General features: G+C 71.2%; 24 protein-coding genes and 1 tRNA gene. 18 read left to right on the forward strand and 7 right to left on the reverse strand.

Annotated features, from left to right (window positions below):
• Positions 1 to 9 precede the first annotated feature (9 nt).
• Positions 10 to 1,029, forward strand: coding sequence for an ABC transporter substrate-binding protein (locus tag BOSE127_RS01160; RefSeq protein WP_159556011.1), 1,020 nt, complete (start codon positions 10 to 12; stop codon positions 1,027 to 1,029).
• A gap of 81 nt (positions 1,030 to 1,110) precedes the next feature.
• On the opposite strand, the gene BOSE127_RS01165 is transcribed toward BOSE127_RS01160, so the two are convergent.
• A complete protein-coding gene (locus BOSE127_RS01165) occupies positions 1,111 to 3,165 on the reverse strand; it encodes a transglycosylase domain-containing protein (RefSeq protein ID WP_236559473.1) in 2,055 nt (684 codons plus the stop codon).
• Between the two features lie 166 nt (positions 3,166 to 3,331).
• Here BOSE127_RS01165 and BOSE127_RS01170 point away from each other — a divergent pair, with 166 nt between their 5' ends.
• Together BOSE127_RS01170 and BOSE127_RS01175 are read left to right on the forward strand one after the other, a co-directional pair.
• The gene (locus tag BOSE127_RS01170; protein WP_201300423.1) at positions 3,332 to 3,901 is read left to right on the forward strand and encodes a GNAT family N-acetyltransferase; all 570 of its coding nucleotides are present in this window, start codon (positions 3,332 to 3,334) and stop codon (positions 3,899 to 3,901) included.
• Between the two features lie 55 nt (positions 3,902 to 3,956).
• Positions 3,957 to 4,148: a hypothetical protein gene (locus tag BOSE127_RS01175; protein WP_159556012.1), complete on the forward strand. Its 192-nt coding sequence runs from the start codon at positions 3,957 to 3,959 to the stop codon at positions 4,146 to 4,148.
• 57 nt (positions 4,149 to 4,205) lie between these two features.
• Here BOSE127_RS01175 and BOSE127_RS01180 read toward each other — a convergent pair whose 3' ends face one another.
• Entirely contained in the window at positions 4,206 to 4,700 is a 495-nt protein-coding gene (locus tag BOSE127_RS01180; protein WP_111109919.1) for a MarR family winged helix-turn-helix transcriptional regulator, read from the reverse strand.
• Between the two features lie 103 nt (positions 4,701 to 4,803).
• On the opposite strand from BOSE127_RS01180, the gene BOSE127_RS01185 reads away from it, so the two are divergent.
• Both BOSE127_RS01185 and BOSE127_RS01190 read left to right on the forward strand, forming a co-directional pair.
• Positions 4,804 to 5,736: an NADP-dependent oxidoreductase gene (locus BOSE127_RS01185; RefSeq protein ID WP_159556013.1), complete on the forward strand. Its 933-nt coding sequence runs from the start codon at positions 4,804 to 4,806 to the stop codon at positions 5,734 to 5,736.
• Positions 5,737 to 5,792: 56 nt separating this feature from the next.
• On the forward strand, positions 5,793 to 6,782 hold the full coding sequence (locus BOSE127_RS01190; protein ID WP_159556014.1) for an alpha/beta hydrolase: 990 nt from the start codon (positions 5,793 to 5,795) through the stop codon (positions 6,780 to 6,782).
• A 28-nt stretch (positions 6,783 to 6,810) separates the two neighbouring features.
• Here the strand turns inward: BOSE127_RS01190 and bla are convergent, their stop codons facing one another.
• The gene (bla, locus tag BOSE127_RS01195; RefSeq protein ID WP_159556015.1) at positions 6,811 to 7,755 is read right to left on the reverse strand and encodes a class A beta-lactamase; all 945 of its coding nucleotides are present in this window, start codon (positions 7,753 to 7,755) and stop codon (positions 6,811 to 6,813) included.
• A gap of 42 nt (positions 7,756 to 7,797) precedes the next feature.
• Here bla and BOSE127_RS01200 point away from each other — a divergent pair, with 42 nt between their 5' ends.
• The gene (locus BOSE127_RS01200) at positions 7,798 to 8,355 is read left to right on the forward strand and encodes a GNAT family N-acetyltransferase (RefSeq protein WP_159556016.1); all 558 of its coding nucleotides are present in this window, start codon (positions 7,798 to 7,800) and stop codon (positions 8,353 to 8,355) included.
• 84 nt (positions 8,356 to 8,439) lie between these two features.
• Here the strand turns inward: BOSE127_RS01200 and BOSE127_RS01205 are convergent, their stop codons facing one another.
• Positions 8,440 to 9,921, reverse strand: a complete 1,482-nt coding sequence (locus tag BOSE127_RS01205; protein ID WP_159556017.1) for a mannitol dehydrogenase family protein — start codon at positions 9,919 to 9,921, stop codon at positions 8,440 to 8,442.
• Between the two features lie 161 nt (positions 9,922 to 10,082).
• On the opposite strand from BOSE127_RS01205, the gene BOSE127_RS01210 reads away from it, so the two are divergent.
• The 10 genes from BOSE127_RS01210 (at position 10,083) to BOSE127_RS01255 (ending at position 20,320) form a co-directional block, all read left to right on the forward strand.
• Positions 10,083 to 10,721: a TetR/AcrR family transcriptional regulator gene (locus tag BOSE127_RS01210; RefSeq protein ID WP_017888359.1), complete on the forward strand. Its 639-nt coding sequence runs from the start codon at positions 10,083 to 10,085 to the stop codon at positions 10,719 to 10,721.
• A gap of 88 nt (positions 10,722 to 10,809) precedes the next feature.
• A complete protein-coding gene (locus tag BOSE127_RS01215) occupies positions 10,810 to 13,461 on the forward strand; it encodes an MMPL family transporter (RefSeq protein ID WP_159556018.1) in 2,652 nt (883 codons plus the stop codon).
• A gap of 233 nt (positions 13,462 to 13,694) precedes the next feature.
• Positions 13,695 to 14,138 carry a MarR family winged helix-turn-helix transcriptional regulator gene (locus tag BOSE127_RS01220; protein ID WP_017888357.1) on the forward strand — a complete coding sequence of 148 codons (444 nt, stop codon included), beginning with the start codon at positions 13,695 to 13,697 and terminating at the stop codon, positions 14,136 to 14,138.
• 51 nt (positions 14,139 to 14,189) lie between these two features.
• Positions 14,190 to 14,402: a hypothetical protein gene (locus BOSE127_RS01225; protein ID WP_017888356.1), complete on the forward strand. Its 213-nt coding sequence runs from the start codon at positions 14,190 to 14,192 to the stop codon at positions 14,400 to 14,402.
• Between the two features lie 64 nt (positions 14,403 to 14,466).
• Positions 14,467 to 15,561, forward strand: coding sequence for an alkene reductase (locus tag BOSE127_RS01230; protein ID WP_056070304.1), 1,095 nt, complete (start codon positions 14,467 to 14,469; stop codon positions 15,559 to 15,561).
• A gap of 228 nt (positions 15,562 to 15,789) precedes the next feature.
• On the forward strand, positions 15,790 to 17,451 hold the full coding sequence (locus BOSE127_RS01235) for a glycoside hydrolase domain-containing protein (RefSeq protein ID WP_159556019.1): 1,662 nt from the start codon (positions 15,790 to 15,792) through the stop codon (positions 17,449 to 17,451).
• A 28-nt stretch (positions 17,452 to 17,479) separates the two neighbouring features.
• Entirely contained in the window at positions 17,480 to 17,701 is a 222-nt protein-coding gene (locus BOSE127_RS01240) for a hypothetical protein (protein ID WP_017888353.1), read from the forward strand.
• On the forward strand, positions 17,698 to 18,378 hold the full coding sequence (gene aroQ, locus BOSE127_RS01245; RefSeq protein WP_236559474.1) for a gamma subclass chorismate mutase AroQ: 681 nt from the start codon (positions 17,698 to 17,700) through the stop codon (positions 18,376 to 18,378). Before BOSE127_RS01240 ends, aroQ begins: the two co-directional genes overlap by 4 nt.
• Positions 18,379 to 18,471: 93 nt before the next feature.
• Complete coding sequence (locus tag BOSE127_RS01250; protein ID WP_159556020.1) at positions 18,472 to 19,101, forward strand: TetR/AcrR family transcriptional regulator; 630 nt, start codon at positions 18,472 to 18,474, stop codon at positions 19,099 to 19,101.
• A 52-nt stretch (positions 19,102 to 19,153) separates the two neighbouring features.
• Entirely contained in the window at positions 19,154 to 20,320 is a 1,167-nt protein-coding gene (locus BOSE127_RS01255) for a N(5)-(carboxyethyl)ornithine synthase (RefSeq protein ID WP_159556021.1), read from the forward strand.
• A 79-nt stretch (positions 20,321 to 20,399) separates the two neighbouring features.
• Here the strand turns inward: BOSE127_RS01255 and BOSE127_RS01260 are convergent.
• The 3 genes from BOSE127_RS01260 to BOSE127_RS01270 form a co-directional block, all read right to left on the reverse strand.
• Positions 20,400 to 20,472 (reverse strand) — tRNA-Arg (locus BOSE127_RS01260).
• A 110-nt stretch (positions 20,473 to 20,582) separates the two neighbouring features.
• Positions 20,583 to 21,368 (reverse strand): dienelactone hydrolase family protein, encoded by a 786-nt coding sequence (locus BOSE127_RS01265; RefSeq protein WP_042540609.1) that lies wholly within the window; start codon positions 21,366 to 21,368, stop codon positions 20,583 to 20,585.
• Between the two features lie 29 nt (positions 21,369 to 21,397).
• Complete coding sequence (locus BOSE127_RS01270) at positions 21,398 to 22,819, reverse strand: glucose-6-phosphate dehydrogenase (RefSeq protein ID WP_017888348.1); 1,422 nt, start codon at positions 22,817 to 22,819, stop codon at positions 21,398 to 21,400.
• A gap of 76 nt (positions 22,820 to 22,895) precedes the next feature.
• Between BOSE127_RS01270 and BOSE127_RS01275 the strand changes: the two genes are divergently transcribed.
• Both BOSE127_RS01275 and BOSE127_RS01280 read left to right on the forward strand, forming a co-directional pair.
• The gene (locus BOSE127_RS01275) at positions 22,896 to 24,053 is read left to right on the forward strand and encodes a Gfo/Idh/MocA family protein (RefSeq protein WP_042540607.1); all 1,158 of its coding nucleotides are present in this window, start codon (positions 22,896 to 22,898) and stop codon (positions 24,051 to 24,053) included.
• A gap of 87 nt (positions 24,054 to 24,140) precedes the next feature.
• On the forward strand, positions 24,141 to 26,522 hold the full coding sequence (locus BOSE127_RS01280; protein WP_159556022.1) for a bifunctional metallophosphatase/5'-nucleotidase: 2,382 nt from the start codon (positions 24,141 to 24,143) through the stop codon (positions 26,520 to 26,522).
• Positions 26,523 to 26,592: the final 70 nt, after the last annotated feature.

The following is a 26,592-nucleotide window of genomic DNA, read 5'->3' on the forward strand; positions in this document are numbered from 1 at the left end:
TCTCCTAATGTGAAGACCTCCCGACGTGGCCACCTGCGCGCCGCCCTCCTGACCTCCGTGACCGTCTCGGCACTCCTCCTGACCGGCTGCTCGAGCACCGGCAACTCGAACGACTCCGACTCCGACGGCGGCACCGCCGCGTCGAAGGCGTGGTCGTACCAGGACGCCACCGGCGCGACCGTCAAGGTCGACCACACGCCGAAGCGCGTCGTCGTGCTGAACGACATCGCCCTGTCGTTCATCGAGTACGGCCTCAAGCCCGTCGGCACCTTCGGGCAGCTGACGATGGCGAAGGACGCCCGGTTCAAGGGCCTCGACACCGACGGCATCACCCAGCTCGGCACCGCCTACGGCGACATCGACCTCGAGCAGCTCGCCGCGCTGAAGCCCGACCTCGTCGTGACCTCGGTCTACCCGACCGACGCGAAGGGCACGCTCGACACCAAGCAGCCCGGCTACGGCTTCAAGGACAAGGCGCAGGAGAAGCAGATCAAGGCGATCGCGCCGGTCGCCGAGGTGAAGTGGGGCGGCAAGGGCGAGGACGTCATCGAGGAGATCGCGAAGCTCTCCGAGTCGCTCGGCGCGAAGGAGTCGACGGTCGACGCCGCCGAGAAGCGCTTCGACACCGCCGCCGACGAGCTCGAGAAGGTCTCGAAGGACACGGACCTGTCGGTCGTCTCGATGTACGCCGACGGTGACGGCGCGTACGTCACCCGCCCGACCGACGAGCCGTCGCTGCAGATGTACGCGTCGTACGGGGTCGACTTCGTCAACCCGAAGCCGAAGGGCTTCTACTGGGGCATCTACTCGTGGGAGAACGCCGGTCAGATCACCGGTGACGTGCTGCTGCTGTCGCAGCAGGGCTACCAGGTCGCCGACCTCGAGAAGCAGCCGACCTTCGCCGACAACGCCGCGCTCAAGGCCGGCCAGGTCCACAGCTGGACGTTCCCGGCCCTCGACTACACGTCGCAGGCCGACTACATGACCAAGCTCGCGGGCTGGCTCGAGGACAGCAAGAAGCTGTCGTAGGACGCAACCGAGAACCGGCCTGGAGGCGCGGTGCCAGCTGGCACCGCGCCTCCAGGCCGTTCGTGGCTGCGTTCCGGGCCGTCAGCCGACCGGCAGCGCCGCGTTCACCGCCGTCTGCGCGTCGCGCCAGACGGCCGCACGCGACCCGGCGTAGGTGCCGCCCTGGCCGTTGGAGAACGTCCGCAGGTTGTGCTTCGCGCCGTCCGTGTTGCCCTGCCAGTAGGCGGTGACGGCACGCGAGGTCCCGCCCACCAACCACACCTGGTCGGCCGCGTCCGTGGTGCCGGTCTTGCCGAACAGTGTCGCGCCGTCGGGGGTCTGCCCACCGCTCGCCGTCCCGCCGCGGAAGGCGCCCTGCATGACGTCGAACGCGGTGGCCGCGGTCTGCCGGGACACCGCCTGCGTGCACGAGCGGGGCTGTCCGCCGAGCTCCTCACCGTCGGGCGCGACGACCTGGTCGATCACCACGGGTGCGCAGAACCGCCCGCCGTTCGCGATGCCGGCGTAGGCCGAGGCCATCGTGAGCGGGGCGATGCTCTCGGTGCCGAGCAACGAACCCGGGTTCCACGGCAGCTCGCCGCCGCTCGCCAGGTGCACGCCCAGCCGCTCGGCCACGTCGCGGATGTCGCACAGGTCGAGCTGTTCGGCCATCGACTGGTACGCGGCGTTGACGGACTGCGCCGTCGCCGACCGGACCGAGTACGGACCACGCTGCCCGGCTGAGTCGTTCTTCGGCTGCCAGAACGCCGAGGCGGGTTCCCCGCACGCGGTCCACTCGCTGTGCGGGTGCGGCGTGCCGTCCACCACGGTGTCCGGGCTGCGGCCGGCCTCGATCCACGCGAGCAGGGTGAACATCTTGTAGGTCGACCCGGTCTGGAAGCCGGTGGAGCTGCCGTCCGCCTCGTCGGTGGCGTAGTTCAGCGAGGTCGCGGTGCGGGGCGCGTCGGACGAGCGGTCGTGGTCGGTGTTCTGTGCCATCGTCAGCACGCGGCCCGTCCCTGCCTCGACCGTGTTGAACGTGGCCCCGAGTGCCAGCCGGGTCTCGGTCTTCGGGTCGTACCGGTCGAGCAGCTGCTTCTGCGCCGCGTTCAGGTCGAGGTCGAGCGTGGTCTGGATCCGGTACCCGCCGGTGCGCCAGGCGTCCGCCCGCTGCTGCTTCGTCGCGCCGAGCTGCGGGAGCCGCTGAGCGATGGTCTCCGCGTGGTCACAGAAGAACGCGGCGCCCACCTCGACCGCCTCGCACCCCTGGTGCGGTGCCGTCAGGTGCACGGAGTCGGCGACACGGGACAGCCGAGCCGTTCGGTACTCCTCGGCCGACAGGTGCCCCTGCTCGTGCATCGACCGCAGGATCACGTTCCGCCGGGCGGCGTTGTCGCGGTGGTGGTCCGGCGTCGACAGGTCCCGTCGTTCCGGCCACTGCACGATCGCGATGAGCGACGCCGCCTCGGCCGGGGTCAGGTCGCTCGCCGACTTGCCGTAGTAGTGCTGCGCCGCCGACTGCACGCCGTAGGTCTGGTCGCCGAAGTAGGCGATGTTCAGGTACGCCGCCAGGATCTGCCGCTTCGTGTACTGCTTCGCCAGGCTGATCGCGAGCTTCATCTCGGCGAGCTTGCGCTGCGGCGTCCGCCGGGTCGCCTCCTCGTACCCGGCCTCGCGCTCCTCGGCCGTGGGCAGTTCGCTGGCCTGCTGAATCTTGATGTTCCGCACGAGCTGCATCGTCAGGGTCGAACCACCCGACCCGCCCTCGGTCCCGGACGTGGCGACGCTCACGAGCGACCGGACGACGGACGTCGCGTCGACGCCGCCGGTCTCGTAGAACCGCTTGTCCTCGCCGTCCACCGCGGCGTGCTCCAGGTGGTCGCTGATCTGCTCGAGCGTGAGCTCCTGGCGGTCCTGGTCCCACACGTTCGCCAGGTGCACCGGCTCGCCGCCGCGGTACGCCCAGATCTGGTTGCGCTGCGGGAGGTGCCCGATCTCGATGTCCTCCGGCAACGACTCGAACACCCCGATCGCCGAGGTCGTGCCGACGCCGGCGACCGCGATCACCGGCGTCACCCCGACGCTCACCAGCAACCCGGCGAGCACACTGCCACCCACGAAGCCGAGCGCGGCTCCCCCTGCACGTCGCATCGTCATGTCGTTCCCCCTCGTCCGCGCCACCATCGGCGCGGTCCGGAGAGGCTCGCAGTCCTGCTCGGGTGGCCGCCGGGACTTCCCCGCGGAACACCGTCGTGTCCGCTGGGAAAGTGCCGGGGTCGGTCGCCGCTCGGCGCTCGCCGCCCGTGCGGAGCATGATCGGCGCATGGAGTACTCGACGGCGATGCTCACCGAGGAGACGTGGCCCGACTTCGCCGCGCTCGTCACCCGCAGCAACGGTGTGTGGGGCGGGTGCTGGTGCATCGGCTTCCACCCGGACGGCCCGCGCGGCACACCGGACCCCACGGTGTCCCACCAGGAGGCGAAGCACCGGCACGTGCGCGACGGCACGAACCACCAGGTGCTCGTCTACGCCGACGGCACCGCGGTCGGCTGGTGCCAGTTCGGACGCCCGGCCGAGCTGCCGACGATCCTGAACCCCGGCGCCTACGCACGCGACGCCTCGACCCCGCCGGACTGGCGGATCGGCTGCGTGTTCGTGGAGTCCCGGCACCGCGGCCACGGTGTCGCACGTGCCGCGGTCACCACGGCCCTGGACGAGATCCGCCGGGCGGGCGGCGGGACGGTCGAGGCCTACCCGGAGCAGACGGTCGAGCGGAAACCGCAGCGCGGGGCGTACCTGCACACCGGACCGGAAGAACTGTTCACGCAGTTCGGGTTCGTGCGCGACCGCCGCATCGCGAAGTGGCGGTGGGTGATGCGCACGACGGTGTGACCGGCGTACCCGTTCGACGCCGCGCTGCCAGCCCTTCGCGCGTACCGTTGGAACCGTGACACGCACCGCTCCGGTACGACCGCACCGCCTCGCCCTGATCGGCGCCGCCGTGGCCCTGGTGATCGGGGTCGGACTGCTCGTCTCCCCCTGGGACGGGCCGGTCATCGTGCTCGCCTGGGCGCTCATCGTCGCCGCGGTCGTCCTCGGCGCCATCACGCTGTTCTTCGTGCGGGCTCCCCGCAGCTAGAACGGGGACCCCACCGGCGCGACGATCGGGCGTGACCCGCGCGGTACGACCGTTCCGTCAGCTGCGCCGGCGCGCGCCCGCGGAGCGTGGCGGGTTCGCGCGCAGGTGCTCCGCCGCTCCCCCGAGGATCCGTGCGAGGTCGTCGACGTCCGCGTCGGACATCGACGCGAACAGCAGGGTGTGCAGCGCCTCGATGTGTCCGGGGAAGACCGCGGCGAGGACGTCACGACCGGCCCGGGTGATCGTCACGACCGTGCTGCGTTCGTCGTCCGGCGAGGGACCGCGCGTGACCAGCCCGCGCTGCTCGAGCAGTTGCGCCTGGTAGGTCAGCCCGCTCCGGCTGTACACGACGCCGTCGGCGAGGTCGGTCATGCGCTGCTGCCCGCCCGGAGCGTCACCGAGCCGGGCGAGCAGCTGGAACTGCACGTAGCTCAGGCCGCCCACGTCGCGGAGCTGCCGCTCGACCGCGTGGCGCAGCAGGCTGCTCACCTCGGTGAAGGCGAAGTACGCCCCGAGCTGGGTCGGTGTCAGGGAGTTCGGCGCGTCGGTCACGGGATCCATCCTACCCGTTGCTTCGAGTTCGAAGCAGTGCTAGCGTCATCGTCAGTTGCTTCGAACTCGAAGCACATGGGCAACACCGACGAAGGGCACGATCATGCAGGCAGTACGGTTCCACGAGGTCGGCGGTCCCGAGGTGCTCCGCACCGAGGACGTCGAGCAGCCCACCCCGGGCGCCGGGCAGGTGCGACTGCGCGTCGCCGCCTCGGCGTTCAACGCGGCGGACAACGGGATGCGGGGCGGGTTCCTGCCGATCCCGATCCAGCTGCCGCACGTCCCCGGCTACGACGTGTCCGGCATCGTCGACGCGCTCGGCGACGGCGTCGAGGGGATCGCGGTCGGGGACGCCGTCGTCGCGTTCCTGCCGATGGAGCTCGACGGCGGGGCGGCCGAGTACGTCATCGCCCCGGCGGACGCGGTGGTCGCCGCACCGACGAGCATCCCGTTGGCCGACGCGGCGGCGCTGCCCTCGGTGGCACTCACCGCGTGGCAGGCACTGTTCGACGACGGGCGGCTCGAGGCAGGCCAGCGCGTGCTGGTCATGGGCGCCGGCGGCGTGGTGGGCAAGTACGCGATCCAACTCGCCGTCCGCGCCGGCGTCCACGTCATCGCGACGGCGAGCCCGCGCAGCATCGAGGCCGTCCGGGCGGCCGGTGCCCACGAGGTGATCGACCACACCACGACCGACGTCCGCGCCGCCGTGACGGAGCCGGTCGACGTGCTCCTCAACCTCGCCCCGATCGACCCGCAGGACTTCGCAGCACTCGTCGACGTCGTGCGCGACGGCGGCGCGGTCGTCAGCACCACGGCGTTCATGGCCACGCCGGACGACGAGTCACGCGGGGTCCGGGCGGCGACGGTGTTCGTCCTGCGCAACCGCGAGCGCCTGGCGGAGCTGGTGTCCCTGGTCGACGCCGGGGCGCTCACGGTCGAGGTCACCCGGCGCATCCCGCTGACCGAGCTGCCGCCCCTGCACGACGAGGCGGCCGCGGGACGGATCAGCGGCAAGGTCGTGGTCCTGGCCGGGTGACGGGTGCACGACCCCGCAGCAGCACCGCCCGCACCGGCGCCGGATACGCTCGGCGCATGACGGACCAGGGGTGGCACGAGGACGTGCTCGGAGCAGCGTACGAGCGGCTCGAACTGCCGCTCGGCACCGACTCCGAGGGCCCCGTCGTCGCCACCCTGGTCCGCCGACGGCACACCCCGACGGACCTGCTGCTGCACGGTCGCGGGCCCCTGCACGGGGTCGATGTGCTCTACGTGCACGGCTGGTCGGACTACTTCTTCCAGGTCGAGCTCGCCGAACGCCTGGAGCGGCTCGGCGCCCGGTTCCACGCGCTGGACCTGCGGAAGTACGGTCGGAGTCTGCGTCCGCACCAGACCCCGGGCATGGTCGACGACCTGGCCGTGTACGACGAGGACATCGCCGCAGCGCTCGACGCGATCTCGGCCGAGCACCCCGGCTCGGACCGCCGCAAGCTCGTGCCGATGGGCCACTCCACGGGCGGTCTGACCCTGTCGCTGTGGGCGGCCCGGCACCCGGAGCTCGTGCACGGCCTGGTGTTGAACAGCCCGTGGCTCGAGTTCCAGGCCACCGCGGTGGGGCGGGCCATCGTCGCACCGGTCATCAGGCTCGGCGCGCGCCGGAACCCGCTCGCGCCGATGCCCGCCGTCGACCCCGGCTTCTACACGCGCACCGTCTCGGCCGAGGGCGAGGGGTCGTGGACCTACGAGCAGCAGTGGCGGCCGGAGCGCGGCTTCCCCCTGCACCCCGGGTGGCTCGCCGCGGTCTTCGACGGTCAGGCAGAGGTCGAGAAGGGGCTCGGCATCACGGTCCCGACCCTGGTGATGCTGAGCGACAAGAGCATGCTCCAGCCGCGGTGGGACCCGGGGATGGCGCGGGCCGACGTCGCCCTGAACGTCGACACGGTGGCGCACCGTGCGCTCTCCCTCGGTGACGAGGTCACGGTCCGCCGGCTCGCGGGGGCCCTGCACGACGTCGTCCTGTCCGCGCCGGACGTCCGGGAACGGGCGTACGACACCATCGGGCGCTGGGCGAGCACACTCCGGTAGTCCCGCGACGCTCCGCGAGGCGTGCGGCTCAGCCGGTCAGCCCGGCCACCGCGGCCCGGGTCGCCGCGGCGACCAGTGCATCCGACGGTTCCGCGGCGGCATCGGCCCGGCTCGTCATCACCACCAGCACGATCGGTGCTCGTCCCGGCGGCGTCACGACCGCGATGTCGTTCCGGACCCCGTAGGACGCCGTGCCGGTCTTGTCGGCGACCCGCCACGACGGGTCCACCCCGGCACGGATCGTCGCGTCCCCGGTCGTGTTGCCGAGCATCGCGTCGCGGAGCACCCGCCGGTCGGCAGCGTCGAGGACGTCCCCGAGCAGCACCGCCCGCAGGTCGGCCGCGAACCGCTCCGGCGTCGTCGTGTCACGCCGGTCGCCCGGCGTCGCCTGGTTCAGGTCGGGTTCGACCCGGTCGACGCGGGTCGTCCGGTCGCCGATGCCGCGCAGCCACCGCTCGACGGCGTCCGGCCCGCCGAGCCGTTCCACCAGCAGGTTGGCAGCGGTGTTGTCGCTGGACCGGAGCGCCGCGTCGATGAGCTCCCGGACCGTCATCCCGGTGTCGACGTGCTCGCTCGTCACGGGCGCGTACTCGAGCAGGTCACCGCGGTCGTAGTGCACGACGGTCGCCAGGTCGGCGTCGGACGAGGCGTCGAGGACCGCCGCCGCGATGAACACCTTCACCGTCGACGCGAACGCGAACCGCTCCCCTGCACGGTGCACGAGGGTCCGGCCGCTGCCGGTGTCGACCGCGGTGATGCCGAGCCGAGCGTCGTACCGCCGCTCGAGCGACGCGAAGGCCCGCGCGGTGGCGGGGTCGGTCGCCGGGTCGGTCGCCGGCGCCGCTGCACCCGGAGCCGACGCAGCGGCAGAAGCAGGAGCCGACGCACCGCCCGGCTCGCCGGAACACCCCACCAGTCCGACCAGCACCAGGGCCGTCAGGGCTGTGGTCGTCGTCCCCGTCCCACCTCGCACGCCCCGAGCCTGCCCGACGACCGTGCAACTACCCTGAGCGGCATGCCAGCTCCCGCCGTCCGACTCACCCGCCTGGACCCCACCGGCGCCGACCGCCCGGAGCTGCTCGCGTTCCTGACGTCCGAGGAGTTCCCGTTCCACGTCCGACGGCGCATCAGCGCGGCCGACGCGGCGAGCGCCGTCGACTCCGGCGCCTACCGCGACGAGGAGCACGACACGTCCTGGCTCGACCACGACGGCCTCGGACGCATCGGGCTGGTCCGCCTCGAGGACCTCGCCGACCCCGTCCCCCTGTTCGACCTGCGCCTGGCCGGTCGGTTCCGGGGCCGCGGCCTCGGGGTCCCCACCCTGCGTGCGGTGACCGACCACGTGTTCACGACGATGCCGGCGATCACGCGCTTCGAGGGCCAGACCCGCGAGGACAACACCGCCATGCGCCGGGTCTTCGTCCGTGCCGGCTGGGTGCAGGAGGCCCACTACCGCGAGGCGTGGCCCGTCGACGGCGGCCCGGCCGTCGGGTCGGTCGGTTACGGCGTGCTGCGTCGCGACTGGGAGACGGGCGAGACCACCCCGGTGCCGTGGGACGACGTCGCGCGGTGAGCGTCTGACGGCAGCCGCCAGCAGGCGGACGGGAGGCCCGTGGCGGCGCCGCCACGGGCCTCCCGTCCGTTCGTCGGTCGCGTCTCAGGACCGCGACAGGCGCGTGACGGTGGCGTGCGCGCCGTCCGCGATGAGCCCGTCCAGGGCGTCGCGGTAGGCGGCGACGAACCGTTCGTCGTCGACCAGGTCGCCGAAGACCTGGCGGTTCGCGATGAAGGCGAGGCGGTCCTCGCGCTGGGTCAGGGCGATGCGGTGCAGGGGCTCGGCGAGCCGGTCGACGATCTCGATGGGCTCGCCGGACTCGTCGGTGCCCTCGTCGTAGCGGGCCCAGGACGCGACGATGCCGGCGGACAGCGTGACGGGCCGACCGGCGGCCAGGTTCTCGCGCACGACGGGGAGCAGCCACTTCGGGATCCGGTCGCTCGACTCGGCGCAGAGCCGGGCGAGGGTGTCGCGCACCTCGGGGTTCTGGAAGCGCTCGATCAGGGTCGACTCGTACTCATCGAGGTCGATGCCGGGCACCGGGTGCAGCGTCGGTGCGCCCTCTTCGTCCATGTAGCGGCGCAGGAAGGTCGCGATCGCCGGGTCCTGTGTGGCCTCGTGCGCGTAGCGGTAGCCGGACAGGTACCCGAAGTAGCAGAGCCCCTGGTGGCTGGCGTTGAGGAGACGGAGCTTCATGAGTTCGTACGGCTCGACGTCCTCGACGATCTGCACGTCGGCGTCCTGGTAGGGCGGCCGGCCGGCGGGGTGGTCGTCCTCGAGCACCCACTGGAAGAACGGTTCGGCGACGACGGGCCAGGCGTCGTCGATGCCGAGCTCGTCGCGGACCCAGGCGCGGTCCTCGTCGGCCGTGACCGGGGTGATGCGGTCGACCATCGAGTTCGGGAACGCCACGTGCTCGTCCATCCAGTCCGCGAAGGCCGGGTCCTGCAGCCGGGCGTAGGCGGTGAACATCGACCGGGCGACGTGCCCGTTGCCCTGGATGTTGTCGCAGGACATCACGGTGAAGGGTTCCAGCCCGCGGTCCCGTCGGCGGCGCAGAGCCTCGACCACCAGGCCGAAGACCGTGCGGGGCGGGCCGTCGCCGCGCAGGTCGGCGGCGACACCCGGCTCGTCGGCGACGAACTCGCCCGTGACGTGGTCGAAGTTGTAGCCGCCCTCGGTGATGGTCAGGCTGACGATCTTCGTGTCCGGGTGCGCCATCTTCTCGACGACGGCGTCGGGGTCGTCGACGGCGAGCAGGTACTCGACGATGCTGCCGACGACGCGGGACTCGCGGGTGCCGTCCGGGTGCTTGAGGACGAGCGTGTACAGGCCGCCCTGCTCGGCCATGGCGGTCGCCATCCGGCGGTCCTGCTCGAGCACGCCGACGCCGCAGATGCCGTACTCGCGGGCCTCGCCCTGCTGCAGGAGCCGGTCGATCACCATCGCCTGGTGCGCGCGGTGGAACCCGCCGACGCCGAAGTGGACGATGCCGGCGGTGATCCCGGCGCGGTCGTAGGTGGGGACGGCGACACCGCTCGCGGCGATCTCGTCGAGGGTCTCCGGGGACAGGCGGACGGGCATCGGGTACTCCTTCGTACGACGGTGGTTCGTCGGTCCAGTCTGGCACCGGACGCCTCCGCCTGAACACCGGTGCAGCACAGACGTTCACGCCGGGGGACGAACCTGGGGAAGCACCGAGCCTCATTGCACCGAGTGCATCGATGCACCTAGTGTTCCCTCTCGTGACCATCGTGACCGACCGCCGTGCCGCCCTCAAGGCGAAGCACCGCGCGGCGATCCTGCAGGCCGCCCGCGACCTGATCGACGAGCGCGGCGGACGCGACTTCAGCGTGGACGACCTCGCCGCCCGGGCCGACATCGCCCGGCGCACCGTGTTCAACCACTTCGCCTCGCTCGACGAGGTCCTGTTGGCCGTCTGCGAGCAGGAGCTCTCCGTCATCATCGACCGGTTCCTCGCCGACATGGCCCGGACGCCGGTGGGCGACGGCAGCCGGGCGTCGATGTTCGACGAGCTCGAGTCCGCGGCCCGCGGCGCCGACCTGGCCCCGGCGATCGCCGGCATGTACCGGATCCTCGGCGACCCCGGCAAGGACGACCCGAAGGCCGCGGTCCTGACCCAGACGGCGTTCTCACGCGTGACCGAACGGCTCCGGCACGAGGTCGCCCGTCGCTACCCGGCCGCCGACCCCCTCGACGCAGCGCTGCTCGTCGAAGGCCTCATGAGCGGCATCGTCGTCATCGCGGAGCACTGGCTGGCGACGTCCGGCCCCGACCTCGACCAGCCCGCCCTCGACGCGTGGGACGACCTGCTCGCCCGACTCGTGCACAGCGTCCGCAGCGGCTACATGGCCGACGACTGACACCACCCCACCTCCTCGTCCCCCAGGGGTCCACCGGCGCACCCCGCACCACCAGCACCTGACAACGAAAGGACCGCAGGCACTCCGCATGGCCGGTCTCCTCTACCGTCTCGGACGGTTCTCCGCACGACGCCACTGGCTCGTGATCATCACCTGGGTCGTGATCATGGCCGTCGCGGGCGTCACGTACACGCTCTTCGCCGGGACGATCTCGTCGTCGATCACCATCCCGAACACCAAGACCAGTCAGGTGCAGGACCAGCTCGCCGACAAGTTCCCGTCGGCGAACGGCGGCAACGGCACGATCGTCTTCGAGACGAAGGACGGCAAGGCGTTCTCGTCCTCGCAGCAGTCCGAGATCGACGACTTCCTGACCAGCCTCGAGAAGCTCGACGGCGTAAAGGGCACAACGAGCGGCTTCGCGACGCAGGACCGGCTCGACGACCAGCGGCAGAAGATCGTCGACGGTCGCGACCAAATCGAGTCCGGCCGCGCGAAGATCGAGACCGGCCAGGACCAGCTCGACGCGCAGAAGGCGCAGCTGGAGTCCGGCAAGCAGAAGATCGCGGACGCGCAGGCACAGCTCGACGCGCAGAAGGCCCAGGCGCAGGCAGCCGGGGGCGCAGCCGTCCCCGCCGCGCAGGCGCAGGCCGCAGCGGCCCAGCTCCAGCAGGCCCAGGCGCAGATCGACGCCCAGCAGGCCCAGATCGACGCCGGCGAGCAGCAGATCGCCGACGCCCAGAAGAAGATCGACACGAACAAGCAGAAGCTCGACGACAACGAGCGGGAGCTCGAACAGGGCTCGGACCTGCTCGACCTGTCGAAGGACATCCGCTTCGTGTCGGACAACGGCAGCGCCGCGATCGGCACCGTCCAGTTCACGACGTCGACCTACGAGGTCCCCGCCGACACCAAGACCGCCATCGCGGACGACGCCGAATCGGCCGACATCCGGGGCGTCAACGTGTACGTCTCGAACGACATCGCGCAGGGTGTGCCGTCGATCCTCGGACCGGGTGAGATCGGCGGTGTCATCATCGCCGCGATCGTGCTGCTCCTGATGCTCCGCACGGTCATCGGCGCCGCGGTCCCGCTCGTCAGTGCCGTCCTGGGCGTGGGCGTCGCCTCGCTCACCGCCCTGTCGTTCTCGAGCGTGGTCGAGTTCATCTCGGTCACGCCGGTGCTGGGGGTGATGCTGGGCCTGGCGGTCGGCATCGACTACTCGCTGTTCATCCTGAACCGGCACCGGACCCAGCTGAAGCAGGGCATGCAGGTGCACGAGTCGATCGGGCTCGCGAACGGCACCTCGGGCAACGCCGTGGTGTTCGCCGGTGCGACCGTCATCGTCGCGCTGCTCGCCCTGAACATCACCGGCATCCCGTTCCTCGGCCTGATGGGCACGGTCGGTGCGGTCGCGGTGCTCTTCGCGATCCTCATCGCGACGTCCTTCACGCCGGCCCTGCTGTCGCTGATCGGCATGCGGATCCTGCGGAAGAAGGAGCGCGCGAAGATCGGCAACACCGACTCCACGCGGATCCCGAACAAGCCCATGTCGAGCTGGCGCGCGGTCATCACGCTCGTCCTCGGCGTCGCGGTGCTCGGCACCATCGCGTTGCCGGCGACCCAGATGCGCCTCGGCCTGCCGAGCGGATCGTCCGAGGCCGTCGATTCCAGCCAGTACAAGGCCTACAAGACGCTCGAGAAGGAGTTCGGCGCCGGCCAGAACGGCCCGCTGCTCGTCGTGGCGACCCTGCCGGAGTCGATCGGCAAGAGCGACGTCACCGCGACCGAGGTCACCATCGGCCAGGCGATCGCGAAGAACGACGACGTCGAGGCCGTGCTGCCCATCGGTGCATCGAAGGACCGTGACATCGTCGCGTTCCAGGTGAAGCCCTCGGGTGGCCCGGACAGCGTCTCGACCGAGAACGTCGTGAAGGACCTGCGCGAGCAGACCGTCTCCACCGACGACGGCAAGGTCACGCTCGGCGTCGCAGGCAACGCGTCGGCGAACATCGACGTGTCCGAGAAGCTGTCGAACGTGCTGCCGCTCTACCTCGTGGTGGTCGTCGGACTGTCGCTGATCATCCTGATCATCGTGTTCCGGTCGTTCCTCGTGCCGATCACCGCCACCGCCGGGTTCATCCTGTCCGTGCTGGCGTCGTTCGGTGGTCTGACCGCGATCTACCAGTTCGGCTGGCTCGGCTCGGTCTTCGGTGTGCACGACCCGGCACCGATCCTGAGCTTCCTGCCCATCATCGAGATCGGCATCCTGTTCGGTCTGGCGATGGACTACCAGCTGTTCCTGGTGTCCGGCATGCGTGAGGCCTACGCCCACGGCGCGAGCGCGAAGGTGGCCGTCCAGCGCGGTCTGCACGCGGGTCGCGCGGTGGTCACGGCAGCGGCGATCATCATGATCTCGGTGTTCGCGGGCTTCATCTTCTCGGACTCGTCCACCATCAAGCCGATCGGCTTCGGGCTGGCGTTCGGTGTGCTGATCGACGCCTTCGTCGTCCGCATGCTGCTCATCCCGTCGGCGATGCACCTGCTCGGCAAGAGCGCCTGGTGGTTCCCGAAGTGGCTCGACCGCATCGTGCCGGACGTCGACGTGGAGGGCGCGAAGCTCGAGCGCTCCCACCCGGTCGCCGGGCACGAGGGCACGCACACCGGCACCCACGCACTCCCCGTGGAGCCGGACGCGACGACGCACGACTCGGGGCACCCGCCCGCGCACCGCGCGTAGTCGACGCACCAGCGCAACCACCCTGGAGGCCCGGTGCCGGTCCACGAGACCGGCACCGGACCTCCAGGCCGTTGCGCCCACCGCCCCGACGCATGCGTCCGCACCTGATGCGTCCGCAACGCGCGACAGAACACGCGTCGATCGACTGGTGTTCTGTCGATACCTGTCCCTGCATGGACGCGCCACCACCGCGCCTCAGACCACTTCGTGCACGAACGAAGTACCCTGGGCGCATGACCCAGACCGCACCGGACCCGCTCGCGCTCGACCGGCAGCTCTGCTTCGCGTTGGCGGCGACGAGCCGCAGCGTCATCGGGCTGTACCGCGACCTGCTCGAACCGATGGGCCTGACCCACCCGCAGTACCTCGTGATGCTCGCCCTGTGGGAACGGGACCCGCGGTCGGTGCGCGAGATCGCCGGCGAGCTGCGACTCGACTCCGCGACGCTGAGCCCACTGCTCAAGCGACTGGAGGCCTCCGGCTACGTCCGCCGCACGCGCAGTGCCGCCGACGAACGCCAGCTCGAGGTCTCGCTGACCACCGCCGGACACGCCCTGCGCGACCGCGCCCAGGCGGTGCCGCTGGCCGTCGCCGACCGGCTCGGGTGGCCACTCGCTCGCCTGGAGTCACTGAAGGACGAACTGACCGAGCTGCTGGAACGCGTCGACCAGGTGTGATCCGCGACCATCAGTGCCATAATGGTTCGTGCACGAACGAAAGGATGCACCGTGGGACGCTTCGGCCAGTGGTACGAACGATGGAACACGACGCTCATCGACAAGATGGGCCCCTCGCAGATCGGCGCCGGCCGCCCCGAGGGCATCGACGACCGGACGATCGACCGGGGCTGCCCCCTGTGCGGCAAGCCCCTCTCCCAGCACCAGGTGATCCGGCCGGAGGGTCAGGTGCGCTCGTCGACGCTGGTGTGCCCGCGCGACTGACGGCGCTGCCTGAAGAACTGCTCCGAGACGGAATTGCATCGGACAACTCGTCGTTCCCCCTGACGTGAAGCTCTTCGAACCCACCACCATCGGTGCCCTGTCCCTGTCGAACCGCGTCGTCATGGCCCCGCTCACCCGCACCCGCGCCGGTGAGCACGGCGTCCCGAACGACCTGCTCGTCGAGCACTACCGGCAGCGCGCCGGCCTCGGCATGATCATCACCGAGGGCACCTGGCCCGTGCAGGAGGGCCGTTCCTACCCCGGCCAGCCCGGCATCGAGACCGACGACCAGATCGCCGGCTGGCGCCGCGTGACCGACGCCGTGCACGCCGCAGGCGGCACGATCGTGATGCAGCTCATGCACGGTGGCCGCGTCTCGCACACCGACATCTCGCAGACGCCGCGCATCGTCGGCCCGTCCGCCGTCGCCGCTCCCGGCCAGACGCACCTGGCCGACGGCTCGAAGGCCGACATGCCCGTCCCGCACGCGCTGACCACCGCCGAGGTGCAGGAGGCCGTGCAGGGCTTCGTGCAGGCCGCCCGCAACGCGATCGCCGCCGGGCTCGACGGGGTCGAGGTCCACGGTGCCAACGGCTACCTGGTGCACGAGTTCATGTCGCCGGTGTCGAACACCCGCACCGACCAGTACGGCGGCTCCCCGGAGAACCGCGCGCGCTTCGCGATCGAGGTCACCACGGCCATCGCCGAGGCCATCGGCGCCGAGCGCACCGGCATCCGCCTGTCGCCCGAGCACGGGATCCAGGGCGTCATCGAGGACGACGCCGACGACGTCCGCGCCACCTACACGGCCGTCGCCGAGGGCCTCGCGCCGCTCGGGCTCGCCTTCGTCGACGTCCTGCACGCCGAGCCGACCGGCGACCTGGTGCAGCACATCCGCCGGACCACCGGTGCCCCGTTCATCGTGAACTCCGGCTTCTCGTCGCTCACCACCCGCGACGAGGCCATCACGCTCGTCGACGGCGACCACGCCGACGCCGTCGCCGTGGGCCGCGCCGCGATCGCCAACCCGGACCTCGCGCACCGCTGGGAGCACGACGCCGAGCTCAACGAGCCGCGTCCGGAGCTCTTCTACGGCGCGACCGCCGAGGGCTACACGGACTACCCGTCGCTCGCCGAGGCGCGCGCGACCGTCGCGTAGTCGACGCACCGACAGAACGGGCGGAACGAACGGGAGGCCCGTGGCGAAATCGCCACGGGCCTCCCGTCCGTCGTGTCGGACTGAGCGCTTCATCAGTCGATCGTCTGTCGAAATGCAGGACCGTCCCAAGTTGAGGGACGAAGTTGCTCGGACCATGCCGCAGCCATCAGCATCGCACAGCGTGATCGGTGGCCAGCGGACGCTCGAGGCAACTGAAGGGGCACCCCCGTGCACATCTCGCGCCGAACTGCGCTCATCGGCATCACCGCCGCCGTCCCGCTCGTCACGACCACGCTCGCGGCCCCGGCCGACGCGGCGACCCCCTCCGGCTCGGCCGGCTCCCCCGGGTCGACCGGCTCCTCCGGCTCGGCCGACGCGGGTGTCCTGGCCGTGCAGCGCTGGCTCAACAAGACCTTCGGGCACGTGCACGGATGGGTGCAGGTGGACGAGGACGGACTGACCGGCAGCGGCACCGTGCTCGGGATCGTGCAGGGAACCCAGTCGCTCCTCGGCATCTCCCCCGTCGTCGCGACGTTCGGTCCGACGACACGGCAGAAACTCGAGCAGCACGGGGACGTCGGCGCCGAGACGGGCGACGACGCCGAGACCTGGCGCCGGCTCGTCCAGGCGGGACTCATCTGCAAGGGCGCGTCGACCGTCTCGCTCACCGGCGAGTTCGACGCGGCCACCGTCGCGGCCGCCGAGGCCCTGCGGTCCGACCTGGGCGCAGCTCCCGGCGGGCTCCCGCTGTCGGCCCACCTGTTCGGCGCACTCCTGACCGTCGACCCGGTGCGGCTCGCCTCCGGCGGGTCCCGATCGGTCCGCACCGTCCAGCAGTACCTCAACCGCACGTACGCCGAGGCGGTCGGCGGTGCGTACGGCAGCACGAGCGGGGTCGTCGACACGAGCACGTACGCGGCAGCGATCCGCGCCGTGCAGGTCGCGGTCGGCGTCACGGTCGACGGAGCCTGGGGTCCGGGGACGGCTGCTGCACTCCGCGCCGCGGGACCGAGCGTCGTCGGCGTGGGGGCCACCGGCGCCTGGGTGCTGCTCGTCAAGGCGCTCCTGGTGCTGAACGGTGAGCGCGTCGTGTTCAGCAGCGCCTACTCGGCGGCGGACGCCGCGGTGGTCCGGGCGTTCCAGCAGTTCCAGGCGTTCCCGCCCGCCGAGCAGACCGGGACGTTCGACGCCGGCACGTGGGCGGCGCTGGCAGCGAGCACGGGCGACCCCGACCGGGCCACGACCGGGGCCGACACCGCCGTGCGCCTCGACGACGCGCGCGCTGCAGCCGTCCGCGCATCCGGCGCCACCGGCGTCGGCCGCTACCTGACGAACCACCAGCGGTCGGGGGCGCTCGACAAGGCCCTGACGCCCGACGAGCTGCGCGTGATGGCGAGCGCCGGGCTCGGGCTGTGGCCGATCTTCGAGGAGGGCGGGTTCGCCGCCTCGTGGTTCACCGAGGAGCAGGGTGTCAAGGACGCCCACCGCGCCCACGACGCCGCTCGGGAACTCGGGATCCCCAAGCAGACCACCATCTACTTCGCCGCCGACTTCGACGCCACCGCCGCGCAGGACGAGTCGCTCGTGGTGCCGTACTTCCGCGGCGTCGCAGCCGGCCTGCGGGACCGGGGGAACCTGTACAAGCAGGGCGTCTACGGATCCCGTGCCACGTGCACCGCGGTGAGCAGTTCCGGACTCGCGCACTTCTCGTTCGTCGCCGGGATGTCGCCGGCGTGGGCGGGCAACCAGCTCGAGCCCCTGCCGGGCAACTGGGCGCTCAACCAGATCCAGAACCGCACGGTCGGGTCGGGGAACGGGTCCACCGAGATCGATGCCGTGGTGGTCTCCGGGCGCGACCCGGGCGTCCCCGCGGCTCGCCTGGCCGGCTGACGGCTGCCGACCGGGATCGATCACCGCCGTGACCACCACGACCCCGCGTGACGACGAACCGCACGCAGTGTTCCCGCACCGTGCCACCTACGTCTTCTCGAACTTCGAGGAGGCCATCTCGATGGACTGCTACTGCGACGAGGGCGCCGACCACTTCGGCGTCTACCCGTTCTACGACGAGGTCATCAAACCGATCATCGACGATCTGACCCGACGCTTCCGGCGCCGGTTCGGGAAGGAAACCCCGTGAACACCGCACACCCCACCACCTCGACCTCCGCCCGTCAGCACGCCCGCCGGAGCGCCGCGACCGCGCTCGCCCTCGGCCTGCTCGCAGCGGGCATCGCACTGCCCACGTCGGTGGCGAACGCCGACACCCTGTCCACCTCGGCTGAACCGACGGGTTCCACGATGACCATCTCCCACGACGGTTCCGGTCCCGCGGCGTCGACGGCGCAGCTCGACACCCTCGGCGCGCTCATCCTGCGTCGACTCGAGCTCGCCGACCCGGTGGCCGAGTCGAAGTGGCTGAGCGGCAAGCCGGTCGCCGACCCGGTGCGCGAACAGGCCGTCGTCGACGAAGCGGTGACCCTGGCGGAGCAGCAGGGCGTCGACCCCGTCCTGGTGACCCGGGTGGTCCGCGCACAGATCGCCGCGAGCAAGGTCGTCCAGCGCGGCCTCATCAACCACTGGACGCACAACCCGTGGACCGCACCGACGACGGCACCGGACCTGGCGACCATCCGGCCCCAGCTCGACGCGATCGACACCGACCTGGTGACCGCGCTCGGCCAGCTGCAGACCGTGGCCCAGGACCACCGGTGCGCGCACCTGGTGGACGCGGAGCGGAAGCACCTCGACGTCGGACTCGACTCGCTGCACCGGAAGGGGATCGACGTGGCGTGGAACACGTTCTGCGCCGCCTGACCCGAACGGGGTGACGGGCCGCAGGAGTGAGCGGCCCTAGGATGTGGTGTTCACTGACCGCTCGATCCCGGGCGAGGAAGGACACCGCGCCAGATGAACCAGCGGCAGCTCGCCATGGAGGCGTCTCGACGAGCCATCATCGACGCCGCAGGGCAACAGTTCGCGGCCTTCGGCTACGAGGCGACCACGTTCTCCCGCGTGGCCGAGGCCATGGGCAAGCCGAAGTCGGCGATCGGGTACCACCTGTTCCCGTCGAAGAAGGACCTGGCGACGGCGGTCATCGAGCTGCAGCAGCAGCGCTGGCGTGATTTGTTCGACGCGCTGCCCGCCGAGCCCGGGCTCGAGCGCCTGACGGTGTTCCTCCTGACCACCGGGATCGACGTCCGCAGGGGTTCGGTCGCGGGCGGCGCCGTGCGGCTCCTGCACGAACTCGGCAAGGCCGGCGTGCCGGTGCCGCGCGGCTTCGACTGGTTCGAGATGACGCGCGGCGAGCTCGTCAGCGCCGGGGTGGCGGCCGCTGACGTCGACGCGGCCGAGGTCCAGCCGTCGGTCCTGCTGCTCCTCAACACGACACTGGGCATGGTGGACGGTTCGACACAGCTGACCGACGACGAACTCGTCGCGCAGCTCAAGGCCCTGTGGTCGCCGCTCTTCACGTCGTTCGGCATCGAGCGTGCCCCGGAGATCATCGACGCGGCCCGGCCGTACTCGCCCGGTTCCTGAGCGGTCGTCCCGTCCGGCGCACCCGTGGTCGGCCTGCACCGTACAGTGCACCATGACCGAAACAGCGCCAGCGCACCAGTTGCTCCACCTCGGGGTGCTCGCCGACTCCCGGAAGGCCGACGAGCGCCGCCTGCCGATCCACCCGGCCCACCTCGAGCGCATCGATCCCGACCTGCGAGCGGCGATGACGCTCGAACGCGGGTACGGCCGACGCTTCGGCGTCCCCGACGAGCATCTCGAGCCCCTCGTCGGCGCGATGGCCGATCGCGAAGAGGTGATCGCGACGGCCGATGTCGTCCTGCTGCCCAAGCCCCTGACGTCCGACCTGGCGGACCTGCGTGACGGTCAGGTGCTCTGGGGGTGGCCGCACTGCGTGCAGGACCGGGAACTCACGCAGCTCGCCGTCGACAAACGACTGACGCTGATCGCGTGGGAGGCGATGAACCACTGGCGTGACGACGGTGGCTTCGGCCTGCACGTGTTCCACAAGAACAACGAACTCGCCGGCTACTGCTCGGTGATCCACGCACTGCAGCTCTGCGGGTCGACGGGCGACTACGGGCGCCGGCTCACCGCGGTCGTCATCGGGTTCGGTGCCACGGCCCGCGGTGCGGTGACCGCCCTGAACGCACACGGCATCCACGACGTCCGCGTCCTGACCAACCGGGACATCGCGGCCGTCGGTTCACCCATCCCCTCCGTCGACATCCTGCACTTCGGGCAGACCGACGCACCGCCGTTCGACAGCGTGGTCAGCACCCCGGACGGGCCGGTCCCGCTCGCGCCGTACCTGGCCGAGAACGACATCGTCGTGAACTGCACGCTCCAGGACCCCAACGCGCCCCTGGTGTTCCTGCGCACCGAGGACCTGGCGGCCTTCCGTCCGGGGAGCCTCGTCGTCGACGTCTCCGTCGACGAGGGGATGGGGTTCAGCTGGGCGCACCCGACGTCCTTCGCACAACCGATGACCACCGTCGGCGGCACCACCAACTACTACGCGGTCGACCACAGCCCGTCGATGCTCTGGAACTCGTCGACCTGGGAGATCAGCGAGGCGCTGCTGCCGTTCCTGCGGACCGTGATGTCGGGCGCCGACGCCTGGGCCGGGTCGGAGACGATCCGCCGGGCGATCGAGATCGGGGACGGACACATCCGCAACCCGGCGATCCTGGCGTTCCAGGGCCGCTCCGCCGACTACCCGCACCACGCCGCGGGCTGACCCTCGCCGGGATCTGGCCCTCGCCGGCCGGAACGGAGAAGGGCCCCGGTGGTGTCCACCGGGGCCCTTCTCCGTACTGTGCGCTCGAAGGGACTCGAACCCCCAACCTTCTGATCCGTAGTCAGATGCTCTATCCATTGAGCTACGAGCGCGTGGCCTTGCGGCCGTGGAAGACTCTACAACAGGTGCGGCCCGGGCGCCAATCGAGGCGCTCCGGCCCCCGTGCCCGGCGTGTCGCGAGCAGCCCCCGGCGGCCGCGCGGTCACCGTGCCGCGGGCTCCTCGTCGAACACCTCGGCCAGGAACACCCGCAGCGCCTGCCACGACCGGCGGTCGGCGCGCTCCTGGTACTGCGCACCGTGGTCCGGGGCGTCGGTGCCGGGCACCGCGAACGCGTGCATCGCGCCCGAGTACGTCACGACCTGCCAGTCGACGTCCGGCGCAGCCCGCATCTCGTCCTGCCACGCGTGCACGGCCTCGTCGGGCACCACGGGGTCGGCGCCCCCGGTGAGGACGAGCAGCTTCGCCCGGATGTCGGCGGCGTCCGAGGGGTCGTGCGCGATGAGCCCGCCGTGGAACGACACGGCACCGACCAGGTCGGCCCCGGTCCGTGCGAGTTCGAGTGCGGTCGAGCCGCCGAAGCAGTACCCCATGACGACGACGCGGGCGGGGTCGACGTCCGGGTCGGCGAGCAGTCGCTCGAGTCCGGCGGTGGCGCGGGCCCGCAGCAGCGGCAGGTCCTGGTAGAAACCGCCGGCGACCTGGGCCGCGGTGTCGTCCCCGGGGCGGACGCCCGCACCGTAGACGTCCGCGCCGAACGCGACGTAGCCCAGTCGGGCGAGCATGGTCACCCGGGCTTCGACGTGCTCGTTCACGCCGTGCCAGTCGTGCACGACGAGGACGGCCGGACGACGGCCCGCGATCGCGGCGTCCTTCGCGAGCACACCGAGCAGTTCGGTGCCCTCGTGGTCGTAGGAGACGTCGTCGACACGGATGTCGGCGCCGGCGGGTTCGGGAACGGTCTGCAGGACGTCGTCGGTGGTGTTCACGTCGCCCGACGCTACGCCGCCCGTCGGGCTCAGGCCTCGATGTTGTCCCAGCCGTCGGGGCCCACCGATCCCGCTGCGTACTCGTCGAGGGGCGCCTTGCCGGCCTTCCACGCGTCGAGGAACGGCCCGACGACCTTCCAGCCCTGCACGGCGCTGTCGCCGCGGACCGACAGCGTCGCGTCACCCTCGAGCACGCCGGCCAGCACCTCGCCGTAGGCACTCAGGCGCCCGGGGTTGAAGGTCACTTCGAGGCTCGTGTGGTCGATCGTGTACGGGTCGCCGGCGCCGTTGACGTTGAGCTCGAGCTGCATCTCGTCCGGGGCGATCCAGATGCGCAGCCGGTCGGGCAGTTCGGTGCCGGTGAGTCCCTCGGGCACGTGCGGGGAGTCCTTGAACGTGATGACGATCTCGCGACGCTGCGCGGCGAGCGCCTTGCCGGAGCGCAGGGTGAACGGGACGCCGGCCCAGCGCCAGTTCGCGATCTCCAGGGTGAGCTGGGCGAGGGTCTCGGTGCCGAGCGACGGGTCCACGCCGTCCTCGTCGACGTACGACGGCAGCTGGCGGTCGCCGACGGTGCCGGCGGTGTACCGGGCGCGCTTGCCCGCGGTGACGACGTCGCCACCCCAGGGCCGGACGGCCCGCAGCACGAGCTCCTTCTGGGTGCGCAGGTCGTCGGCCTTGATCGAGGCGGGGGCCTCCATCGCGACGACCGCCATCACCTGCAGCAGGTGGCTCTGGATCATGTCGGTGAGCGCGCCGGCCTTGTCGTAGTAGCGCGCACGACCCTCGAGCCCGAGGGTCTCGTCGTAGACGATGTCGACGCGCTCGACGTGCTGCGACGACAGCAGGGGCTCGATGATGCGGTTGGCGAAGCGCAGCCCGAGCAGGTTGAGCACGGTGGAGCGTCCGAGGAAGTGGTCGACCCGGTGGATCCGTTCCTCGGGGATGAACGAGTGCAGCAGGTCGTTGAGCTTCGAGGCGCTGTCGGCGTCGGTGCCGAACGGCTTCTCGAGCGCCAGCCGGGTGCGGGCGGGCAGGTCGAGGTGGGCGAGCTGCTCGCAGCTCTTCTCGGTGACGGCCGGCGGCAGCGCGAAGTAGATCGCCGGGTCGTGGTCGCACACTTCGAGCAGTGCCCGCAGGTCGTCCGGGTCGGTGACGTCGGCCTTCCGGTATGTGGAGGCGTCGACCACGGCCTGCAGTCGCTCCGGCAGCGCCGTGTCGCCGGAAGCGCCCTCGTCCTCCTCGTTCTTCGACGCCTGCGCGTTCTCGAAGGACTCGCGCACCTGCGCCTTCCAGTCGGCGTCGGACAGGTCCTCGACACCGGCCCCGACGAGCTGGACGTCCCAGTCGTCCTTCACCTGGAGCAGGGTCGCGAGGCCGGGCAGGAGCAGGCGCTTGGACAGGTCGCCGCTGGCTCCGAGGATGAGCAGGCTGGTCTGGAGGCTCGACATGCTGCAGACGGTACTCATCGGCCCCGGTGGATGACCGGGCCGCTACGGTGGTGTCATTCCGGCGCGAGGGAGCACCATGAGCAATGGGTACGAAGGGCGACGCCTCCGTGTCGCCGTGGTCGGGACGGGCATGATCGCCGGCGTCCACGCCCGGGCGGCCCGGGCCTCCGGTGCCGAGGTCCTGGGTGTCCTCGGCCGGAACGCCACCCGCTCCGAGCAGGTGGCTTCGCAGCTCGACCTGCCCCGTGGCTATGCCTCGCTCGACGAGGTCATCGCCGACGCCCCCGACGTCGTGCACATCTGCACCCCGAACGACCAGCACCACCCGCAGGCGCTCGCGGTGATCGCGGCCGGCATCAACGTCGTGTGCGAGAAGCCCCTGGCGATCGACCCCGCCCAGGCCGCCGAGCTCGTCGCCGCCGCTGCCGACGCCGGTGTCGTGGCCACGGTGCCGTTCGTGTACCGCTACCACCCGATGGTCCGCGAGATCCGGGCGCGCATCGCCGACGGGGAGCTCGGCCGGCTGCTCGCGGTGCACGGCCACTACCTGCAGGACTGGATGCTCGACGAGGACGCCTCGAGCTGGCGGGTCGACCCGACCTCGAGCGGGCTGTCCCGCGCGTTCGCCGACATCGGCTCGCACTGGTGCGACCTGGTCGAGTTCGTCACGGGTGAGCGCTTCGCCTCGGTGTCCGCGGCGACCGACATCGTCTACCCCACCCGGCCTGCGGCGTCCGGTCCGTCGTTCTCCGGCTCCCCCGACCCGGACCCGGTGGCGGACGCGGCGGAGCGTGCCGAGGTCACCACCGAGGACACCGCCGTGGCGACCTTCCGCACCGCCACGGGCCGCATCGGCAACGTCGTGATCTCGCAGGTCGCGTCGGGCCGCAAGAACCGCCTGTGGTTCGAGGTCGACGGCACCCGCGGCAGCGCGGCGTTCGACCAGGAGCAGCCCGAGTCCGCGTGGTTCGGCAACGAGCGCGGCGCGCAGATCGTCGTGCGCGACCCCTCGCAGGGGTACCCGGACCAGCGCCGGCTGGCGATCGTGCCGGCCGGACACCCGCAGGGGTACCTCGACGCGTTCGCGGCCTTCGTCGCCGACACCTACACCGCGGCCCGCACCGGGGTGGCACCAGACGGACTGCCGACCTTCGCGGACGGCGCCCGCTCCGCCGACATCATCGAGGCCGTGATCGGCAGCGCGGCCGAGACGACCTGGCGGGAGATCCGCTGAAGCTCGGCATGGTGGATGTGAACGTCGTGTGACGAGTTGCGACTGGGTCTGGCGAGTCGCCTGTGCGTCTTCGTAGGTTCGACGGCGATGAACACTTCCCACACCACCGGATCCGCCGGTGCGACGACCCGACGGCGCCTCGGCGCCGGCGCGGCCCTCGCCACCGCCGGGGTCCTGGTCGCACTGTCCGTCCCGTCCGCAGCCGTCGCCGCCGAGGGCGACACGACGATCGACATCATCGACGTCAACGACTTCCACGGTCGCATCGAGTCCGAGGGCACCGCCGCCGACAAGGCCGCGGGCGCCGCGAAGCTCGCCGGCGTCGTGCAGTCGTACCGCGAGGCCAACCCGAACACGATCTTCGCCAGCGTCGGCGACAACGTCGGGGCCTCGACCTTCACGTCGCTCATCCAGCAGGACACCCCGACGATCGACGCCCTGAACGCCATGGACCTCGACGTCAGCGCGATCGGCAACCACGAGCTCGACAAGGGCCAGAGCGACCTGACCGGCCGCATCGAGGACCGCGCCGAGTGGCCCTACGTCTCGGCGAACATCGTCAAGGCCGGCACCACGGACCCCGCGTTCACGCCGTACTCCATCGTGGAGAAGGGCGGCGTGAAGATCGGCTTCATCGGCGCCACCACCGAGGACCTCATCCCCGGGCTCGTCAGCCCCGGCGGTGTCGAGGGCCTCGCGATGGCCCCGATCGTCAGCCAGGTCAACAAGTACGCCGAGCAGCTCACCGACGGCAAGGACGACAACGACGAGGCCGACGTGCTCGTCCTGCTCGTCCACGAGGGCGCACCGACGAACGTCCTCGCCGACGCCACCGGCTCTGGTGTGTTCGGCGAGATCACCTCGGGTGTCTCGTCGAAGGTCTCCGCCATCGTCTCAGCGCACACCCACGCGACGTACAACCACTCGATCGCGGGCCCCGACGGCACGAAGCGTCCGGTGATCCAGGCCGGGTCCTACGGCGTGGCCTTCGGGCACCTGCAGCTCACGGTGGACGCCGACAAGCAGCTCACCGGCATCACGAGCGAGGTCAAGTCGGTCAACGGCGAGACCCGTGTGCCGACCGACCCCACCTCGGTGAACGCGGTGGCCGACATCGTGACCGCCGCGAAGGCCGTCGCCGACGTCGAGGGCAGCAAGAAGCTCGGCACGATCACGGGTGACCTGCGTCGCGCCGTGCAGTCCGACCGCACGACCGAGAACCGCGGTGGCGAATCCGTCCTGGGCAACTACATCGCCGAGGTCCAGCGCAGCGCCACCGAGCGCAACGGCTCACAGGTCGCCTTCATGAACCCCGGCGGACTCCGCACCGACATGATCGCCGCGTCGAGCGGCGCCGGCGACCCGGACGGCACCGTCACCTACAAGGAAGCCGCGCTCGTCCAGCCGTTCGCGAACACCCTGGTCACCGAGGACATGACGGGCCAGCAGATCAAGAACGCCCTCGAGCAGCAGTGGCAGCCGGACGGTCTGCCGCGTCCGTTCCTGAAGCTCGGCGTCTCGGACGGCTTCGCGTACACCTACGACCCGTCGAAGGGCCGTGGCGACCGCATCACCGGGATGACCCTCGACGGCGAGCCGATCGCGCTGACCGACACCCTCAAGGTGACCGTCAACTCGTTCCTGTCGACCGGTGGTGACAACTTCGCCGCCTTCGCGACCGGCACGAACATCGCCGACTCGGGCCAGGTCGACCTGCAGGCCCAGGTGGACTACTTCCTCGCCAACCCGACGGTCACGCCCCCGACCGACCAGCGCGCCGTCGGGGTCACGGTCACGCCGACCCCGTCCGACGGGTTCCAGCCCGGCGACGAGATCGAGCTCGACCTGTCGTCGCTCGTGTTCAGCAGCGAGGACCCCGCGAAGGCCGGCACCGTCTCGGTCAGCGCGGACGGCAAGGAGCTCGCGTCGGCCGCCATCGACCCGACGATCATCGACACGAACGACGAGCAGGGTCGCGCGACCCTGACCGTCACGGTCCCCGACATCGAGGCGCCGGCTGCACGCGCTGCCGCCCGCACCGCTGGGTCCGTTTCGCTCGCCGCCGTGGCGGAGCCGGTCGCCACGACCGACGCACCGCTCGTGGTCTCCCTGCCGGGTGATCAGACCGTCACCCTCGCCGTGACGATCCCGGTCGCCGCGGCGGTCGACCCCACCGATCCGACGGACCCGACCGACCCCACGAACCCGACGGACCCGGCCGACCCGACCCCGGGCACCGGTGGCGGGGTCACCCCCGGCCCCGGTGCGGGAACCGGTGACGACGCCGGCATCGGCGGCGTCGGCGGGACCGACGACGACCCGCGCGCCGGTGGCGACCTCGCCTACACGGGTGCGGACCTGACCGCTCCGGCGATCGCGGCCGGCCTGCTCCTGCTCGCCGGGACCACAGCACTCGTGGTCCTCCGCCGCAACCGTGCACGACGTGCTGCGATGGTCCTGACGGACTGACCCCGCGCCTCCCGAGCGCACACCGCAACGGGCCGTCTCACCATGGTGAGGCGGCCCGTTCGCGTCGGTC

It is taken from the genome of Curtobacterium sp. 8I-2, assembly GCF_902506155.1.
Lineage (GTDB): Bacteria > Actinomycetota > Actinomycetes > Actinomycetales > Microbacteriaceae > Curtobacterium > Curtobacterium poinsettiae.